Below are 17125 nucleotides of genomic sequence, written 5' to 3'. Positions count from 1 at the left end.
ACCGGCTACTACGGAAAACCCGGCCCGGTCGTCATGCTCAACGGATGGCTCGAAATCCAGGCCGCTAAACGTGCCATCCAAACCCTCGGATACCAGACCAATGTGTGAATCTGGTAGCCCACAAGGGGAGAGGGGGCTTCACGCCGCCGCGCGCACCGCGTCGCAGATGCGATCGACTACGCGCTCGACCTGCGCCGGATCGTCGCCTTCGGCCATCACGCGGATCACCGGCTCGGTGCCCGAGGGGCGGATGACGAGGCGGCCCTTGCCGGCGAGTTCGACCTCGGCGGCGGCGATCACCGCCTTGACGCTGTCGGCGTCGAGCGGTTTGCCGCCGGAGAAGCGGACATTCTTGAGCAATTGCGGCAGCGGTTCGAAGCGGTGGAGGAACTCGCTCGCCGGCGCGCCCGACCAGGTCAGCTCGGCGAGCACCTGCAACGCCGCGACGAGCCCGTCGCCGGTCGTGGCATAGTCGGACAGGATGATATGCCCCGACTGCTCGCCGCCGACATTATAGCCCTGCGCGCGCATCGCCTCGAGCACCTGGCGATCGCCGACGCCGGTGCGCACCAGCCCGATGCCCTGCGCGGCGAGATGACGTTCGAGCCCGAGATTGGACATCACCGTCGCGACCAGCCCGCCGCCCTGCAACCGCCCGGCGCGCGCCCAGCCGCTGGCGATCGTCGCCATCAACTGGTCGCCATCGACAACCTTGCCCAGCTCGTCGACGACGATCAGCCGGTCGGCATCGCCGTCGAGCGCGATGCCGAGCTGCGCGCCCGAGGCGACGACGGTTTCGCACAAGGTCTGCGGCGCGGTCGAGCCGACGCCGTCATTGATGTTCTTGCCATTGGGGGTGACGCCGATCGCGACGACATCGGCGCCGAGTTCCCACAGGGCGGTCGGCGCGACGCGATAGGCCGCGCCATTGGCGCAATCGATAACGATGCGCATGCCGTCGAGGCGCAGATTTTGCGGGAAGGTCGATTTGGCGAAATGGATGTAGCGGCCCTGCGCATCGTCGACACGGCGCGCGCGGCCGATATCGGTCGACGGGGCGAGCGCGATGTCGCTGTCGATCAGCGCCTCGATCGCCAGCTCGTCCTCGTCGCTGAGCTTGTAGCCGTCGGGACCGAACAGCTTGATGCCATTGTCGGCATAGGGGTTGTGGCTGGCCGATATCATCACGCCGAGATCGGCGCGCATCGAATGCGTCAGCATCGCCACCGCCGGGGTCGGCATCGGGCCGACCAGCACGACATCCATGCCGACCGAAGTGAAGCCCGCGACCATCGCCGATTCGAGCATGTAACCCGACAGCCGCGTGTCCTTGCCGATGACGACGCGGTGCTTGTGATCGCCGCGCAGGAAATGCGCGCCCGCCGCCATGCCGACCTTCATCGCCATCGCCGCGGTCATCGGCGAGACGTTGGTCGCGCCGCGAATGCCGTCGGTACCGAAATATTTGCGTGCCATGCCTTCGCGTCCGCTCCGTACCGTTCGATCGTGGCGGCGTGATAGCGCCGGATCGGGCGACATGCGAGGGCGCGATGCGGCGGGGCGACTGGGAGCGTCGGCGTTCTGCGCGGCGGCAGGAAGAAGTTGTTCGCGCAGAGGCGCTGAGGCGCAGAGAGAGTTTGCGGCAGCGGCTTCGTCCAACGGGAGAATGGAATGCCAGGATGGACTCATTCCCCTTGGCGCCTTCGCGCCTTCGCGTGAACAATCCGGATTCACGCGAAGGCGCGAGGGGAGAGAATCTCTGCGCCTCTGCGCCTCTGCGCGAACAATTCCTCTTCTTGCTCGCCGACGCGAACCGACACTCATGGAAACAAGCGCGCCCGACCCCATATCCCGCGCAACCGATCAGGGAGACGCGCGATGAAATACCGTATGCTGGGCGATGGGCTGAAGGTTTCCGCGATCGGCATCGGCTGCATGCCGATGATCCGCGACGGCAATATCAGCTACGGCGCGGCCGACGACGACGAGTCGATCCGCACGATCCACGAAGCGATCGACCTCGGCGTGACCTTCTTCGACACCGCCGAAATGTATGGCCCGTTCAGCAACGAGGAACTGGTCGGCGCGGCGATCAAGGGCAGGCGCGACGGGCTGGTGATCGCGACCAAGTTCGCGATGCGCTGGAACGATAACGAGATGACCGGGCTCGACGGCAGCCCGGCCAATGCCCGGCGCGCGGTCGAGGGCTCGCTCAAGCGGCTCGGTATCGACACGATCGACCTGTTGTACCAGCACCGCGTCGACCCCCAGGTGCCGATCGAGGACACCGTCGGCGGGATGGCCGAGCTGGTGAAGGAGGGCAAGATCCGCCATATCGGCCTCTCGGAGGCTGGTCCCGAAACGCTGCGCCGCGCCGCGAAGGTCCACCCGATCGCCGCATTGCAGACCGAATATTCGATCTGGGAGCGCGACGTCGAGGACGAGATCCTGCCGGTCTGCCGCGAACTCGGCATCGGCTTCGTGCCGTACAGCCCGCTCGGCCGCGGCTTTCTCGCCGGCGGCATTTCCAGCCTCGACGATCTCCCGGCCGACGACTGGCGGCGCAACGACCCGCGCTATTCGGCCGAGAACCTGCCGCACAACCTCGCGATCGTCGCGACGGTTGCGAAGGTCGCCGCGCGGCACGGCGTCTCGAACGCGCAGGTCGCACTGGCATGGCTGCTGGCGCAGGGCGACGACGTGGTGCCGATCCCCGGCGTCAAGCGCCGCGCGACGATGGCCGACAGCGCCGGCGCCCCCGATGTCGCGCTGACCGCACAGGACCTCGCCGAGATCGATGCCGCGGCACCGCGCGGCGGCACCGCCGGCCCGCGCTACGCCGAGCGCGGCATGCGGATGGTCAAGCTATAGGCTGAACCACCGCCACACGCCCGCCGCCATGCCGGCGAGCGGGATATGTGCCCAGGTCGCGGCGAGCCAGATCACCACCCCGCCGGCAATGTCGTGCGGGCGAAAGTCGCCGAAGCGCGCGCGGCCGGCGGCGATCGCGGCGAACGGCCAGTAGCTCGTCTTGGCTTCCCAGTCGCGCCAGCGTTCGGGCTGGAGCGCTTCCTTCTTGGCGTCCTGCAGCCGCGCGCCGACCAGCGCGAGGACGATCACCGCGCCGGCGACGACGATGTTGGCGGCGACCGGGAACACCGCGATGTGGCACAGGCCCCACAGCGCCATGCTCCACATCATCGGGTGGCGCGTGATGGCGAACACGCCCTTGGCAGTCGCCGGCACCGCGCCGGCTGGGCCGGGCAGCGCCGGATTGCCGATCAGCGAGCCCATCAGCAGCACGCTCGCGACGAGCATGACCAGCGTGACCAGCGCCCACAGCCCGTCGCCGACCGGCCAGAGCGGCGCGGACATCGGTGCGGCGCGATAGGCCAGCGCGAGCCAGCCGAGCGTCACCGCGGCGACGAGCGAATAGACGACCATGAAACCGCCCTCGCCGAGCCGCGCGACGATCGGCTTGCGCAAGGGATGCGACAGCAGGAAATGCGTGCCGACGAACGCCGCCGCTGCGGCGAGTATTTGCCCGGTTCCGTCCATCGCGTCTTCTCCCGTCGCGTCGGTTTCAGTTTACGCCGTGCATCCACTTCTTGATCAGCGGCGACAGCAACAACAACAGAAGGCCGATGCCGACGGTTATAAGACCATAGTGCTGATAGATAGTCGTATAGGTGTCGAGACTGACCTTGGGGTTGGTCACCTGCCCGCCGACGGTTTCGACACTCGCAGATTGGGCAAGTAGCCCGGCGAGCGATTGCGCCACCGAAATCGACAGGAACCAGACCCCCATCATCAGCCCGACGATCCGCGCCAGCGACAGCTTGGTGATCATCGACAATCCGACCGGCGAGATACACAGCTCCGCAAGACTATGGATAAGATAAAGTCCGGCGATCCACCACAGTCCAACCTTGAAATCAGGACCGGCGAAGGTCGATCCCCAGACGAGGAACAGGAAGCCGCCGCCGACGCCCATCAATGCGATGGCGAACTTGACCGGGATGGAAGGCTCCAACTTGCGCTTCGCAAGCCACGCCCAAAGCAGACTCAACACCGGCGCGAACAGCACCACAGAGATCGGGTTGAAATTCTGCGTTTGCGGCGCCGACAGCGACCAGTTCCCGATGACGTGGAGATTGGTATTGCGGTCGGCGAACAGCGTCAGCGACGACCCGGCTTGCTCGAACAATGTCCAGAACACGACGTTGAATGTGATTAGCACCATCGCCACCACCATCATCTGGAATTCGCGCCGATCGCCCGCGACCCAGGTCCAGATCAGAATGCCGGGCACCGATAGGAAGAAGGTGATGTAGAGCATCTTGTTGAGCAACGGCAACGCCATCAGCGCGGCGCCAAAGGTGCCGCCCGCTTCGATGCGCGGCGTCGCCAGCACGTTCTGGAACAGCAGGTAGAACAGCGGTACGGCGACCACGGCACAGATGTAAATCAGCATCGTGCGATCCGGGCCGATGCGCACAGGAGGTTCGCCATAGCTGTCGAGTCGTCCGCCATTGAACTGGATCAGCGTCCAGGAAATCAGCATCCCGACACCGGCACAGGCGAGGCCCGCAGGCCAGCCGATCCAGTCGGCGAGGAATGGGCAGGCGAGTTGTCCGAGGATAGAACCGAGGTTGATGCCCATATAGAAGATCGTGAAACCGGCATCGCGTCGGCCGTCATTCCGCGCGTAGAGTTCGCCGACCATGGTTGAGATATTGGGCTTGAAGAAGCCATTGCCGACGGAGATCAACGACAGCGCGAGCAACAGGATCGCGACGTTGAAAGGGTTCTTTTCGCTCTTCGATTCGAGACCGCCCTTGGGGATCGTGCGCGAAACCGAGCCGTCGGCGTTGAGCAGGGCGATGGTGCCGTCCTCGTTGCCCTTGACCTCATAGCGACTGGTACCGTCAACCAGCATGCGCTTCTCGTTCTTGGCGCTGGTCGGCCCGTCGCGAAAATTATCGACCTGCACCTCGTAGCGATGGCCGTCGATCACAGCATAGGGCTTGGAAGGCGTTCCGCCGAACGCAAGCGTGAAATAGCCGATCGCCATCACGATCGCGCCGAACTTCACCGAGCGCTTCGAGCCGAGATATTGGTCGGCGAGATAACCGCCAATCAGCGGCGTCAGATATACCAGCGCGGTATAACCGCCATAGAGCCCCGCCGCCTCTCCATCGCTGAAAATGAAATGCTTGGTGAGGTAGAGCATGAGCAGCGCGCGCATGCCGTAATAGCCAAACCGTTCCCACATTTCAGTGGTGAACAATCGCGCAAGCTGGCGTGGATGGCCGAACCAGGTATCGCCGGTGGCCGGATTGACATGGGTGATGTCCGGCTCTCGCGGGCTGTCCGCGGTCGGGGTGTCCACCATTTTTCGATTGCTCCCAGCATATTTGGTGCGCCGTCAGATGCGGCGCTGATGGCGGCGGAGACTAGCGGCATTAACCCGGGTGTAAATATGCGGCGCGGTCGCTAGATGACGGCGCATGTTCAACGACACTTCCTCACCGCTCACGCTGCTCGCCACGCGCCGCTCGGGCAAGCCGCGCGATCTGATCGCGCCCGGCCCCGATGCGGGGCAGCTCACAGCCATGATCGAGATCGCCGCGCGCACACCCGACCATGGCAAGCTCGCGCCGTGGCGCTTCGTGATCGTGCCCGATGACCAGCGCGACCGGCTCGCCGAGGTCATCACCACCGCCTATCTGGCCGAGCGCCCCGAAGCGGGCCGACTCGAACGCGAATCGTTCGAGCAGTTCGCGCACCAGGCGCCGGCGCTGATCGTGATGCTGTCATCGCCCCGGCCCGAAAGCCATATCCCCTTGTGGGAGCAGGAGCTTTCGGCGGGTGCCGCGTGCATGAACCTGCTCCACGCCGCGCATGCGATGGGCTTTGCCGCCGGCTGGCTGACCGGCTGGGCGAGCTATAGCGATGCGGTGCGCGACGCATTCGGCGCGGCGCCCGAGCGGATCGTCGGTTTCGTGTTCATCGGCACGCCGGCCAAGCAATTAGAAGAGCGTCCGCGCCCCGATTTGGGTAAGATAATTTCGGTCTGGAACGGTTGAAAGACTGGACTCCACCGTCAATTGCTGTATTAGAGCAGCATGACAGCACTTAGCAACGACGACAGCCCGGTCTACATCAAGCTTCGCGGGACGATCTCCGCCGCGATCCTGCGCGGTGATTATCGCGCGGGCGACCAGCTCCCTTCGGTGCGCGCGCTCGCCGCCGAACATGGCGCCAATCCGCTGACCGTGGCCAAGGCCTATCAGAGCTTCCAGGACGATGGGTATGTCGAGGTGCGGCGCGGCGTCGGCATGTTCGTGCTGCCCGGCGCGGCCGACAAGCTGCGCGTCGCCGAGCGCGACTATTTCGTCAACAACACCTGGCCGCGCGTCGCCGAGCATATCAACCTGCTCGGGCTGAACGCGGCGGACTTGCTGGAGCGCGATCTGGCGTAAGCAGTACGCGTCGTTTCGAAGTCCGAGAAGAATAAAGACATTTTGTTCACGCGGAGGCGCGGAGATGTTGCCTTCGCGGTGAGCGATCGCGCGAAAGCGCGCCTCGGCACTACCTTGCCACGGGTGGAGCATTTTTGCTGACACGAGACCGACGCCGCCAACGCAATCTCCGCGCCTCCGCGCCTCCGCGTGAACAGATCCTCTTCTTCTTGCCCCTCAGGCCGCGAACGCCTCCGCCGGCACCGAATACAGCACCGCGGCCGATGCCGTCGCCGCAGCCTTGAGCCCTAGCGCTTCCGGCACGATCTGGTCGATATAGAAGGCCACCGCCGCGCGCTTCATCGCGGCGAAGGAATCGTCGCCGGTCGCCGCACGGCCCTGGCGTTCCATCAGCCAGCCGCAGGTCGCGACCGACAGCATGGTCAGGAAGGGATAGCTCGCCGCCAACTTGTCATCGGCGTCGGCCGTGGAGAGCGTATGGCCGATCGCGTCGCAGGTGTCGATCAGCTCGCGCAGATAGGCGTCCTGCACCTCGGCGCGCATGTCGGCGATCAGCGCGGCGAAGGCCCCGCCATTGTCGAGTCCGAGCTTGCGCCCGACGAGATCGGCGGCCTGGATGCCGTTGGTGCCCTCATAGATCGGCGTGATGCGCGCATCGCGGTAGAACTGCGCCGCGCCGGTCTCCTCGATATAACCCATGCCGCCATGGACCTGGACGCCGATGCTGGCGATCTCGCAGCCGATATCGGTGCCGTGCGCCTTGGCCAGCGGCGTGACCAGTTCGAGCCGGGCATTGGCCGCGGCATCGCCGAGCCCGGCGCGATCGACCATGCCGGCAGCATAATAGACCAAAGCGCGCGCCGCCTGGGTCTGCGCCTTCATGCGCAGCAGCATGCGGCGGACGTCGGGATGCTCGATGATCGCAACGGGCGTGCGATCGGGCGAGCCGGCGCGCGCCGACTGGATCCGCTCGCGGGCATAGGCCACCGCCTTTTGCGTCGCGGCCTCGGCGACCTGCACGCCCTGCAGCCCGACATTGAGCCGGGCATTGTTCATCATCGTGAACATCGCGCGCATGCCGCCATTGATCGGGCCGATCAGCTCGCCGATGCAGTCGTCATTGTCGCCGAAGCTCAACACGCAGGTCGGCGAGGCGTGGAGCCCCATCTTGTGCTCGATCGATACGACGCGGACATCGTTGAACGCGCCCGGCGCGCCATCGGCGTCGAGGCGGTATTTCGGCACGAGGAACAGCGAGATGCCGCGCGTGCCCGCCGGCGCGTCCGGGGTGCGCGCGAGCACGAGATGTACGATGTTGGGCGCCATGTCATGGTCGCCGAACGAGATGAAGATCTTGGTGCCCTTCACCTTCCACGTGCCGTCGCCGACCGGCGTGGCCTGGCTGCGCAGCGCGCCGACGTCGGAGCCGGCCTGCGATTCGGTGAGGTTCATCGTGCCCGTCCATGCGCCCGTCGCGAGATGCGGCAGATACAGCGCCTGCTGTTCGGGCGTGCCGTGATGGATCAGCGATTCGATCGCGCCGACGGTCAGCGTCGGGGCGAGCGCGAAGCCCATGTTCGCCGCGCCGAGCGTGTCGAGCACCGCGGTCTGCAGCGCGAAGGGCAGCCCCTGCCCACCAAATGCCTCCGGCACGCCGATCGTGCCCCAGCCGCCCTCGACATAGTCGTGATAGGCCTTGATGAAGCTGGCGGGCATCTTCACCCCTTCCGGCGTCCATTTCGGGCCGGCGGTGTCGCCCTCGCGCAGCAGCGGCGCCCATTCGCCCGCCGCCAGCGCCCCGGCGCCCTCGAGCACGGCATCGACCACGTCGGACGAGGCGGCGGCAAAACGCTCGGTCCCGGCGAGACCGGCGATGTCGACGACATGGTCGAGCACGAAACGCTGATCGGCGGTGGCGGGGGTGAACACGGTCGAATTCCTTATCGCAAACGGCGCGGGCCGCTATAGCCGCGCGCCATGTCCGATCCAAACCCGTCTGTCACGACCCGCATGCTGCCCTTTGGTGACGAGACCATCGCCGAGGCCGCGCGGCTGATCGCGGATGGGCAGCCGGTCGCGATCCCGACCGAGACGGTCTACGGCCTTGCCGCCGATGCGACCGACGCCGCAGCGGTGGCGCGGATCTATGCCGCCAAGGGCCGGCCGAGCTTCAACCCGCTGATCGTGCATGTGCCCGATCTCGCCGCGGCGGAGCAGCTGGCGGTGTTCGACCAGCGCGCGCTGTTGCTCGCGCGCGCCTTCTGGCCGGGACCGCTGACGCTGGTGCTGCCACGCCGCCCGCGCGCGCCGATCGCCGCGCTGGTCACCGCCGGGCTCGACACGATCGCGATCCGCGTGCCGGCGCACCGCGCGATGCGCACGCTGCTCGCCGCGACGGGCAAGCCGCTCGCCGCGCCTTCCGCCAATGCCAGCGGGTCGATCAGCCCAACGCGCGCGCAGCATGTGCTCGACAGTCTCGGTGGGCGCGTCGCGCTGATCGTCGACGACGGCGCGACCGAGCGCGGGCTCGAATCGACCATCGTGCGCGAGGTGTTCGGCATGACGCGGATTCTGCGCGAGGGGCCGGTCACCAGTGCCATGCTGCGCCGCGCGCTGGGCGGCGACGAAGCGCCGGTCGAGCGCTTCGACACGCATATCGACCAGCCCGACACGATCGAGGCGCCCGGGCAGATGAGCAGCCATTATGCACCGCGCAAGCCGCTGCGCATCGACGCGCCGCGCGGCGGCGAGGACGAATGGATGATCGGCTTCGGCGCGATAGCTGGCGACGACACCCTGTCCGCCAGCGGCGATCTCGAAGAAGCCGCCACGCGGCTGTTCGACGCGCTGCACCGCGCCGACGCCTCGCCCAGGGCGAGGATCGCCGTCGCGCCAGTGCCCGATGACGGCATCGGCGCGGCGATCAACGACCGGCTACGCCGCGCGGCGCATCCCGGGCCCGAGGAGGCCGCCTGAGCGCGCGGTCTTTACGTTGCCGTAACGAGGTGTAGGCTTCCGCCACGACTCGCCAACAGGCGAGCGCAGGGGAAGGATGCATCATGACCAATACGCAACGCGGTCTTGCCGAATTCATCGGCACCTTCTGGCTCGTCTTTGGCGGGTGCGGCAGCGCGGTCCTGGCGGCGGGCGTGCCGCTGGTCGGGATCGGCTATGTCGGCGTGTCGCTCGCCTTCGGGCTGACGGTGCTGACCATGGCCTATACCATCGGGCATATCTCGGGCTGCCATCTCAACCCGGCGGTGACCGTCGGGCTCTGGGCCGGCGGGCGTTTTCCGGCGAAGGACATGCCGCTCTATATCGTCTCGCAGGTGCTCGGCGCGTGCCTCGCGGCGGCGCTGCTCTACGTCATTCTCGGCGGCAGCCCGGACTATGCGGCCGCGACCAGCACGCTCGCCGCGAACGGCTTCGGCGAACATTCGCCCGGCCATTTCTCGATGATGTCGGGACTGATCGTCGAGATCGTGCTCACCTTCTTCTTCCTGCTTGTGATCATGGGCGCGACCGACACGCGCGCGCCCGCCGGTTTCGCGCCGATCGCCATCGGCCTCGCACTGACGCTGATCCACCTGATCAGCATTCCGGTGACCAACACCTCGGTCAACCCGGCGCGCAGCACCGGCCCGGCGCTGATCGTCGGCGGCTGGGCGCTCTCGCAGCTGTGGCTGTTCTGGGTCGCGCCGCTGATCGGCGGCGCGCTGGGCGGGTTCGTCTACAAGGCGCTCGGCGCCGACGCGACGGTCAGGCCGCCGGTCGAGGGCGCCGCGCTCTGACCATATCCCCCTCCCCTTCGCGGGGGCCACCAGATTCACAATGGGGCGGGGATAGTCCCCTCTCCCCTTGTGGGAGAGGGAGGGGCCCGCTGCCGAAGGCAGTGGGAGGGTGAGGGGGACTGACGCGGACGTCGCGCTCGTGACTCCCCCTCATCCGACGCTTCGCGCCACCTTCTCCCACAAGGGGAGAAGGGTTTAGGCGCCATCTCGCGTGTTGCGTGAATGCGGTAGCTTTCGAGGGGGAGGTCGATCGGCTCAGGCCGCCGTCGCCGCCGCCTTGGAACGTGCGGCGAAGCTCTTGCGCAGCTTGGCGAGCTTGGGCGGGATCACCGCCATGCAATAGGGATTGCGCTGGCCTTCGCCTTCCCAATATTCCTGGTGATAGTCCTCGGCCGGCCACCAGTGCGACAGCTGCTCGATCGTCGTGACGATCGGCGCGGGCCAGTCGGCGGCGGCGCGCGCGATCGCCGCCTGCGCTTCCTCGCGCTGGTCGGCGCTGTGCGGGAAGATCGCCGAGCGATATTGCGTGCCGACATCGTTGCCCTGGCGGTTGAGCGTCGTCGGGTCGTGCGTCGCGAAGAACATCGCCAACAGGTCGGCATAGCTCAGCTGTTCATTGTCGAAGGTGATGCGGATCGCCTCGGCATGGCCGGTGTCGCCGCTGCACACCTGCTTGTAGGTCGGATGGTCGGCGGTGCCGCCGATATAACCGCTCTCGACCTTTTCGACGCCGATCACGTCGTTGAACACCGCCTCGGTGCACCAGAAACATCCGCCCGCCAGCGTGGCGACTTCGCTTGCCATGATAAGCTCCTTGTAAGTCTCCCCAAGATAGGAACGCGGTGGCGCGACGCAATCCGCGTTGCTAGGCGAGATGCCTTCGCGGGAGACAATCATGCGTGACGTAACGGCGCTGGTGACGGGCGGCGCGGGCTATATCGGTAGCCACGCGGTATTGGCGCTGCTCGATGCGGGCTACCGCGTCGTCGTGGTCGACAATCTCACCACCGGTTTCGCCTGGGCGGTCGACCCGCGCGCGACGCTGGTGCAGGGCAATATCGAGGACGACGACCTCGTCCGCGCGACGATGCGCGACCACGCCGTCACCGCGGTGATGCATTTCGCCGGGTCGATCATCGTGCCCGAATCGGTCACCGATCCGCTCAAATATTATCGCAACAACACCGTCGCCAGCCGCGCGCTGCTCGAAAGCGCGGTGGTCAGCGGCGTGAAGCACTTCATCTTCTCCTCGACCGCGGCGACCTATGGCATGCCCGAGAAGATCCCGGTCGCGGAGGGCGATCCGACGATCCCGATCAACCCGTACGGCACGTCGAAGCTGATGACCGAGGCGATGCTGCGTGACGTCGCAGTGGCGCATCCGATCAACTATTGCGCGCTGCGTTATTTCAACGTCGCCGGCGCCGACCCGCAGCAGCGCACCGGCCAGTCGACCGCCGGCGCGACGCACCTGATCAAGATCGCGGTCGAGGCGGCGACCGGCAAGCGCGACCATGTCTCGGTGTTCGGCACCGATTACGACACGCCCGACGGCACCGGCGTGCGCGACTATATCCATGTCAGCGATCTCGCCGCCGCGCATGTCGCGGCGCTCGACCTGCTGATCGCGCGCCCGAGCGAGAGCCACACGCTCAACGCCGGCTATGGCCGCGGCTTCTCGGTGCTCGAGGTGCTCGACGCGGTCGACCGGGTGACCAACATGAAGCTGGTGCGTCAGATCGGCCCGCGCCGACTGGGCGATTCGGGCGCGCTGGTTGCCGACAATCGCGCGATCCTCGCGACGCTCGACTGGACGCCGCAACGCGCCGATCTCGACACCATCGTCGGCGACGCGCTGGCATGGGAACGAGTGCTGGGCGAGCGGCAGGGCTGAGGAGTCACCGTGTTCCTGCGAAAGCAGGAACCCAGAGCCACAATCGTCACGCCTGAAACCCTGGGCTCCTGCGTGCGCAGGAGCACTTGGCTCAAATCGACTTGCTGATCCCGAAGAAGAAGCCGCGCCGCGCCCCGAATTGCGGTGCACCGACCCCGACCCCGGCGCCGTCGCGGATCTCGTAAACATGGTCGAACAGGTTGGTGATGTCGGCGCGGATCTCGATGCCGGGGCCGGCGAATTTGTGGCTCGCGGTCAGGTTGAAGGTCGCATAGCCGGGCAGCTTGCCGCCATTGGGGATCGGGTCGGTACCGCCCGGCGGGATCGGGCCGGCGGTGCGCAGCCCCGAGCCATAGATCATGCTCGCGCCGATCTCGGTGCCGCCGCCGAGCTTGTACGAAGCGCCCGCCGAGCCGGTCCAGGTCTGGTCATGGTCGAGATAGATATAGTGATTGGCGATGTACGCCAGTTCGGCGGGGTCGAAGTTGAACTGCGACGAGACGATATATTCGCCCTTTGCCCGCGCATAAGCGATGTTGCCGTAGAGCGAGAGGCCGTGCGCGGTATAGCCGATGTTGAACTCGACGCCGTGGACATTGCCATGGTCGTAGTTGAACGGCGTGAGGATGATCGGTGCGCCGAACTGGCCCTCGTCGACCAGCCGATGCGAGTGGCGGTGATAGCCGTCGATGCCGAGCGTCACCGTGCTGCTCAGCTTCCACTCGAGCCCGACGTCGAAATAGTCCTGCGTCTCGGCATAGGGTGCGTCGTCGAGCAGGATCGCGCCCGGCGACAACGCGCTGGTACCCTTGAACTTCAGCACGCTGGTCAGCGCGATATTGGCGAAGGGCGGCGGCGAGAAATAGCGCGCATAGCCGGCATGCAACGTCACCCCGCCGCCCGGCATCAGCACCGCGTTGAGCCGCGGGCTGAAGGCGGATTCGCGGCGAAAGCCCTTATAATGGTCGAAGCGGCCGCCGAAATTGATCGTCAGCAGGTCGAACGGCTTCCATTCGTCCTGCAGATAGACGCTGTAGGTCATCTCGGTCGCGCTGTTGTTCTCGGCGATGGCAAAGGGCTGGCCGGTCTGCGCGCCGTTGACGTCGGTCGGGAAGACCTGGGTGCTCGTCCGGCTCATGCCGTGATCGCGCGTTACGACCACCCCGGCGCGGATGGTGTGCGCGTCGCTCGCGCGGTACACCCCCTCGACCTGCACCCCGGTGGTGAAATCCTTCTTGTCGGCGGTCTGCGCACTGCCGTTGAACAGCAGTTCGCCGAGCGTGTCCGGGGTGTAGCGCAGGCTCGAATAACGCGCGAACAGCGACGCCTGCAGCGTCAGCGGGCCGGCATCGTGGAGCAGGCTGGCGATCGCGAAAGCGGTGCGCTCGTGCTGTCGCTGGTCGAGATTGTCGCTGAGAAAATCTTTGACCCCGCCGACGTCGTAGGTCCCGTCGGGATGCAGCCCGCGCGGATTGGGAATCTGGAAGCTCTGGTCGGCATAACCGCCGACCAGCGAGAGGCGGTTGCTCTCGTTCAGCGTGTGGTCGACATAGACGAACGCCTGATATTGGTCGGTCTTGTCGTGCAGCGCGGTGCGCCCGGCATCGACCGCCTCGATCCCCAGCGCATTGTGACGATAGCTGCCGGTGACGAAGTAATTGGTGTTGCCGTTGCTCGTCGTGCCGCCATATTCGACGCTCGGCTCGATCGTGTCGCGGCTGCCGCCATAGAGCGAGATCTCGCCGCCATTCTTGAACCCGGTCTTGGTGGTGATGTCGATCACGCCGGCGGTGCGCAGGCCATATTGCGCCGGCAGCGCGCCGGTGCGCAGGTCGAAGCGCTCGACGAGGCGCGGGCTGAGCGTCTGGCCGAACACCGCGATGCCCTCGGGCAGGATCGTGCCGTTGATGCGATATTGCAGATTGCCATGGTCGTTGCGGACATGCAGCTGGCCGCCGCCGTCCTGCGACACGCCGGGCAACTGGAGCAGGATCTGGTTGAGCTGCTGGTTGTCGCCGCCGGGCAGCGCGGCGATCGTCGCGTCGGTGATCGAATAGGTCGTCGCGCCGAGCCCGGGCTGGATCGACGCACGCGCCGCGTCGAGGCGCTGCGCGGTGACGACGACGTCCTGCGGCACCGTCGCCTCGTCCGCGGCGGCTTTCTGGCCGGCATCGTCGGCGGCTGGCGCGGCCGGGGTGGTGCCGGCCTGGGCGGCGAGCGGCGCAAAGAGCAACACGGCAGCGGTCGACAACAAAGTGGTTCGCAACATCGGGAGAGACAACCTTTCGGGTTCGTTGTGCGCCGCAATATATGTGATGTGATAAAGTATCAAGACCGTTTCGTCGTCTCCCGGAAACGATTCGGCTGTGTTAGGTCGTTGGCGTGTCGAAGCTTGCGGAGAGATGAATGGCCCGGTTGCGCTCGTTATTGTTCGTACCCGGGGATCGTCCCGAGCGCATGGAAAAGGCGCCGTCGCTCGGCGCCGATGCGCTGATCCTCGATCTCGAGGACGCGGTGACACCCGCTGCCAAACCGACCGCGCGCGCGGCGATCGCTGCCTTTCTCGCGGCGGAGCGCCGCATGACGCTGTTCGTGCGCGTCAATCCGCTCGATAGCGGACTGATCGATGACGATCTCGCCGCGATCCTGCCGTACCGCCCCGACGGCATCATGCTGCCCAAGGCGGAAGGCGCCGACAGCCTGCGCGCGCTCGACGCGCGGCTCAGCGGCGACATCATGATCCTGCCGATCGCCTCGGAAACGGCGGCGGCGATCTTCACCATGGGCAGCTATGGCGGCGTCACGCCGCGGCTCGCGGGGCTGACCTGGGGCGCCGAGGACTTGCCCGCCGCGATCGGCGCGGCGACGTCGCGCGAGGCCGATGGCAGCTACACCGCGCCCTATCAGCTGGCGCGCTCGCTCGCCTTGTTCGGCGCGCATGCCGCCGGCGTGCCGGCGATCGAGACGGTCTATCCCGATTTCCGCGATCTCGACGGCCTTGCCGGCTATGCCGCGCGCGGGCGGCGCGACGGCTTTACCGGCATGATGGCGATCCATCCGGCGCAGATCGCGGTGATCAACGCCGCCTTCACGCCGGGCGAAGCCGAGATCGCCCATGCCCGCGCGATCGTCGCTTTGTTCGCCGCCAACCCCGGCGCCGGCGCGCTGAGCCTCGACGGCAAGATGGTCGACGCCCCGCACCTCAAATCGGCGCAACGGCTCCTCGCTTCGCTCGCGTAAAGACGCCTCTTTCCGTCACCCCGGACTTGTTCCGGGGTCCACCGTGCGGCGCGTGAAGCAGATTATTGGTTCGCGCAGAGGCGCAGAGATCACGTCACGCTACTCGTTGCGCGGCGCCCTCATCGGTTCACGCGAAGGCGCGAAGGCGCAAATAGAGCGGCACCTTCAACACCGCCGTGGCGTCCTTGCGAGGCGACCAGCCAAGGCAATCTCAGCGCCTCTGCGCCTCCGCGCGAACCACTCTTCTACTTCAGCGCCGCAGCAGCAGCCCGCTTGAGCCGCGCCCAGGCGCCGATCGCCCACCATGCCACTGCCCACAGCGTCCCGAACGCCCAGCCGGCGAGCACGTCGCTCGGCCAGTGCACGCCGAGATAGACGCGGCTCGCGCCGATCAGCGTGACGATCAGCGCGGCGGCAGCGAACAGATAGCTCCGCGCGGCACGCCCCTCGACCAACTGGCTGAGCAATGTCGCCATCGTCAGATAGACGATCGCACTGTTGGCGGCATGGCCGCTGGGGAAACTCTCCGACACGACGGTGACGAGATGGTCGGTCACCATCGGCCGCGCACGCCCGACCAGCCCCTTGACGATCGACACCGCGATCGAACCGCTGATCGTGCCACCCAGCACCAGCGACAAGGTCAGCCAGTGCCGCCCGAGGGCGAGGAAACCCGCGACCAGCAACACCATCAGCACCAGCACGGTGACCCCGCCGATCGCGGTGATGTCGACCATCGCCGCGCGAAACCAGTCCGGCCCGATCGGCACGCCATGCGCGCTACCGCCGCGCGCCCAGAGCAGGATCGCCCGATCGAAAGAGAATTGCGCACCATCCTCGATCGCATCGCCGAGCACCGCGACGATCAGCACCGCGAGCGCCACCGCGGCAGCGGCACCGTAGAGCCACGGCGTATGGCGGAAGACCTGTTCGATCGACGGTTCGCTGTTGTCGGGCGTCATGCGCGTGCGCATCTCCAGATATCGACAATCTCCGGCGCTTCGGCATCCATGAACATATAGGCACGCCCCAGAAGTGCCTGCTTGCCAAAATCGTCGAACTTGTTCTGACCGAGCGGGGTGATGAGCACTTCGTCGGGCGTGAGCCCGTCCAGATGACGTCGTTCAATTTCCGCCCAATGCGCTTGCGCAACATCTTTGAGAACCACGTTCACCGCCGGGTGATTGTATCGGACGAGAATATTGCCATCATCCATCGACGCCGGATTCATGTCCGGATGATATCCGAAAATATCGGCTAACACTTTCAATGCATGAACTTTTGCATCCACGTCGGGAAGCCCGGTCTCCAGGATCACGCAGGTGCCGTTGCGAAACACTGCAAAATCGCTTTTCCCGTTCGTGTAATAGGCGACCCGTTCCACGATCCGGTGGCGCGGTTGCGGGAAAGACGGCTTCCACGTCGGCACGGGGGGAAAGGTCTCTTTGGGCAACGCCTCGGCATCCGCGTTGCCCGCACCGACCATAGCCAGCAGGCCTGCCAGAAAGGATCGTCTCATCACGCCACCAACCTCCATCCGACACGGGCTTGGCATGGCGTGATGATGTTATCCAGCGCTCGCGTGCGACGGCATACCGCAAGCCGGCAAGGTTACGCCACCGCCGAAACGGCCGATTGGTGAGCCCGCCGGGATTCGAACCCGGGACCTACAGATTAAAAGTCCGTTGCTCTACCAACTGAGCTACGGGCTCGAC

At 66.2% G+C, this 17125-nt stretch carries 15 protein-coding genes and 1 tRNA gene; 7 read left to right on the top strand and 9 right to left on the bottom strand.

Annotated features, from left to right (window positions below):
• Positions 1 to 138: 138 nt before the first annotated feature.
• Complete coding sequence (glmM, locus tag U1839_RS23005) at positions 139 to 1476, bottom strand: phosphoglucosamine mutase (RefSeq protein WP_332805911.1); 1338 nt, start codon at positions 1474 to 1476, stop codon at positions 139 to 141.
• Between the two features lie 402 nt (positions 1477 to 1878).
• On the opposite strand from glmM, the gene U1839_RS23000 reads away from it, so the two are divergent.
• The gene (locus tag U1839_RS23000) at positions 1879 to 2871 is read left to right on the top strand and encodes an aldo/keto reductase (RefSeq protein WP_332805910.1); all 993 of its coding nucleotides are present in this window, start codon (positions 1879 to 1881) and stop codon (positions 2869 to 2871) included.
• On the opposite strand, the gene U1839_RS22995 is transcribed toward U1839_RS23000, so the two are convergent.
• Both U1839_RS22995 and U1839_RS22990 read right to left on the bottom strand, forming a co-directional pair.
• Positions 2866 to 3558 carry an NnrU family protein gene (locus tag U1839_RS22995; RefSeq protein ID WP_332805909.1) on the bottom strand — a complete coding sequence of 231 codons (693 nt, stop codon included), beginning with the start codon at positions 3556 to 3558 and terminating at the stop codon, positions 2866 to 2868. The two genes, U1839_RS23000 and U1839_RS22995, sit on opposite strands and share 6 nt — an antisense overlap.
• 25 nt (positions 3559 to 3583) lie before the next feature.
• Positions 3584 to 5395 (bottom strand): peptide MFS transporter, encoded by a 1812-nt coding sequence (locus tag U1839_RS22990; protein ID WP_332805908.1) that lies wholly within the window; start codon positions 5393 to 5395, stop codon positions 3584 to 3586.
• A 115-nt stretch (positions 5396 to 5510) separates the two neighbouring features.
• Here U1839_RS22990 and U1839_RS22985 point away from each other — a divergent pair, with 115 nt between their 5' ends.
• Positions 5511 to 6089, top strand: coding sequence for a nitroreductase family protein (locus U1839_RS22985; RefSeq protein ID WP_332805907.1), 579 nt, complete (start codon positions 5511 to 5513; stop codon positions 6087 to 6089).
• 39 nt (positions 6090 to 6128) lie between these two features.
• Positions 6129 to 6485 (top strand): GntR family transcriptional regulator, encoded by a 357-nt coding sequence (locus tag U1839_RS22980; RefSeq protein WP_281130174.1) that lies wholly within the window; start codon positions 6129 to 6131, stop codon positions 6483 to 6485.
• A gap of 216 nt (positions 6486 to 6701) precedes the next feature.
• On the opposite strand, the gene U1839_RS22975 is transcribed toward U1839_RS22980, so the two are convergent.
• A complete protein-coding gene (locus U1839_RS22975) occupies positions 6702 to 8414 on the bottom strand; it encodes an acyl-CoA dehydrogenase family protein (RefSeq protein WP_332805906.1) in 1713 nt (570 codons plus the stop codon).
• A gap of 48 nt (positions 8415 to 8462) precedes the next feature.
• Between U1839_RS22975 and U1839_RS22970 the strand changes: the two genes are divergently transcribed.
• Positions 8463 to 9461, top strand: coding sequence for an L-threonylcarbamoyladenylate synthase (locus U1839_RS22970; RefSeq protein WP_332805905.1), 999 nt, complete (start codon positions 8463 to 8465; stop codon positions 9459 to 9461).
• A gap of 83 nt (positions 9462 to 9544) precedes the next feature.
• A complete protein-coding gene (gene aqpZ, locus U1839_RS22965; protein ID WP_332805904.1) occupies positions 9545 to 10276 on the top strand; it encodes an aquaporin Z in 732 nt (243 codons plus the stop codon).
• A 255-nt stretch (positions 10277 to 10531) separates the two neighbouring features.
• Here the strand turns inward: aqpZ and msrA are convergent, their stop codons facing one another.
• Positions 10532 to 11080 (bottom strand): peptide-methionine (S)-S-oxide reductase MsrA, encoded by a 549-nt coding sequence (gene msrA, locus U1839_RS22960; protein WP_332805903.1) that lies wholly within the window; start codon positions 11078 to 11080, stop codon positions 10532 to 10534.
• A 91-nt stretch (positions 11081 to 11171) separates the two neighbouring features.
• Here msrA and galE point away from each other — a divergent pair, with 91 nt between their 5' ends.
• On the top strand, positions 11172 to 12170 hold the full coding sequence (gene galE, locus U1839_RS22955; protein WP_332805902.1) for a UDP-glucose 4-epimerase GalE: 999 nt from the start codon (positions 11172 to 11174) through the stop codon (positions 12168 to 12170).
• A 91-nt stretch (positions 12171 to 12261) separates the two neighbouring features.
• On the opposite strand, the gene U1839_RS22950 is transcribed toward galE, so the two are convergent.
• Positions 12262 to 14439, bottom strand: coding sequence for a TonB-dependent receptor (locus tag U1839_RS22950; RefSeq protein WP_332805901.1), 2178 nt, complete (start codon positions 14437 to 14439; stop codon positions 12262 to 12264).
• Between the two features lie 137 nt (positions 14440 to 14576).
• On the opposite strand from U1839_RS22950, the gene U1839_RS22945 reads away from it, so the two are divergent.
• Positions 14577 to 15410: an HpcH/HpaI aldolase/citrate lyase family protein gene (locus U1839_RS22945; protein ID WP_332805900.1), complete on the top strand. Its 834-nt coding sequence runs from the start codon at positions 14577 to 14579 to the stop codon at positions 15408 to 15410.
• Between the two features lie 245 nt (positions 15411 to 15655).
• Here U1839_RS22945 and U1839_RS22940 read toward each other — a convergent pair whose 3' ends face one another.
• From U1839_RS22940 to U1839_RS22930, 3 genes are all read right to left on the bottom strand, one after another.
• Positions 15656 to 16372 (bottom strand): phosphatase PAP2 family protein, encoded by a 717-nt coding sequence (locus tag U1839_RS22940; protein ID WP_332805899.1) that lies wholly within the window; start codon positions 16370 to 16372, stop codon positions 15656 to 15658.
• Positions 16369 to 16929 (bottom strand): hypothetical protein, encoded by a 561-nt coding sequence (locus U1839_RS22935; RefSeq protein ID WP_332805898.1) that lies wholly within the window; start codon positions 16927 to 16929, stop codon positions 16369 to 16371. The genes U1839_RS22940 and U1839_RS22935 overlap by 4 nt, the downstream gene beginning before the upstream one ends.
• Before the next feature lie 117 nt (positions 16930 to 17046).
• Positions 17047 to 17122: transfer RNA gene (locus U1839_RS22930), tRNA-Lys, on the bottom strand.
• Positions 17123 to 17125 lie beyond the last annotated feature (3 nt).

Origin of the sequence: Parasphingomonas halimpatiens (assembly GCF_036663795.1) — a bacterium.
Classification (GTDB): Bacteria; Pseudomonadota; Alphaproteobacteria; order Sphingomonadales; family Sphingomonadaceae; genus Sphingomonas.
Note: the sequence above shows the minus strand (reverse complement) of the source record. Positions and strands in the feature narration are given on the sequence as shown.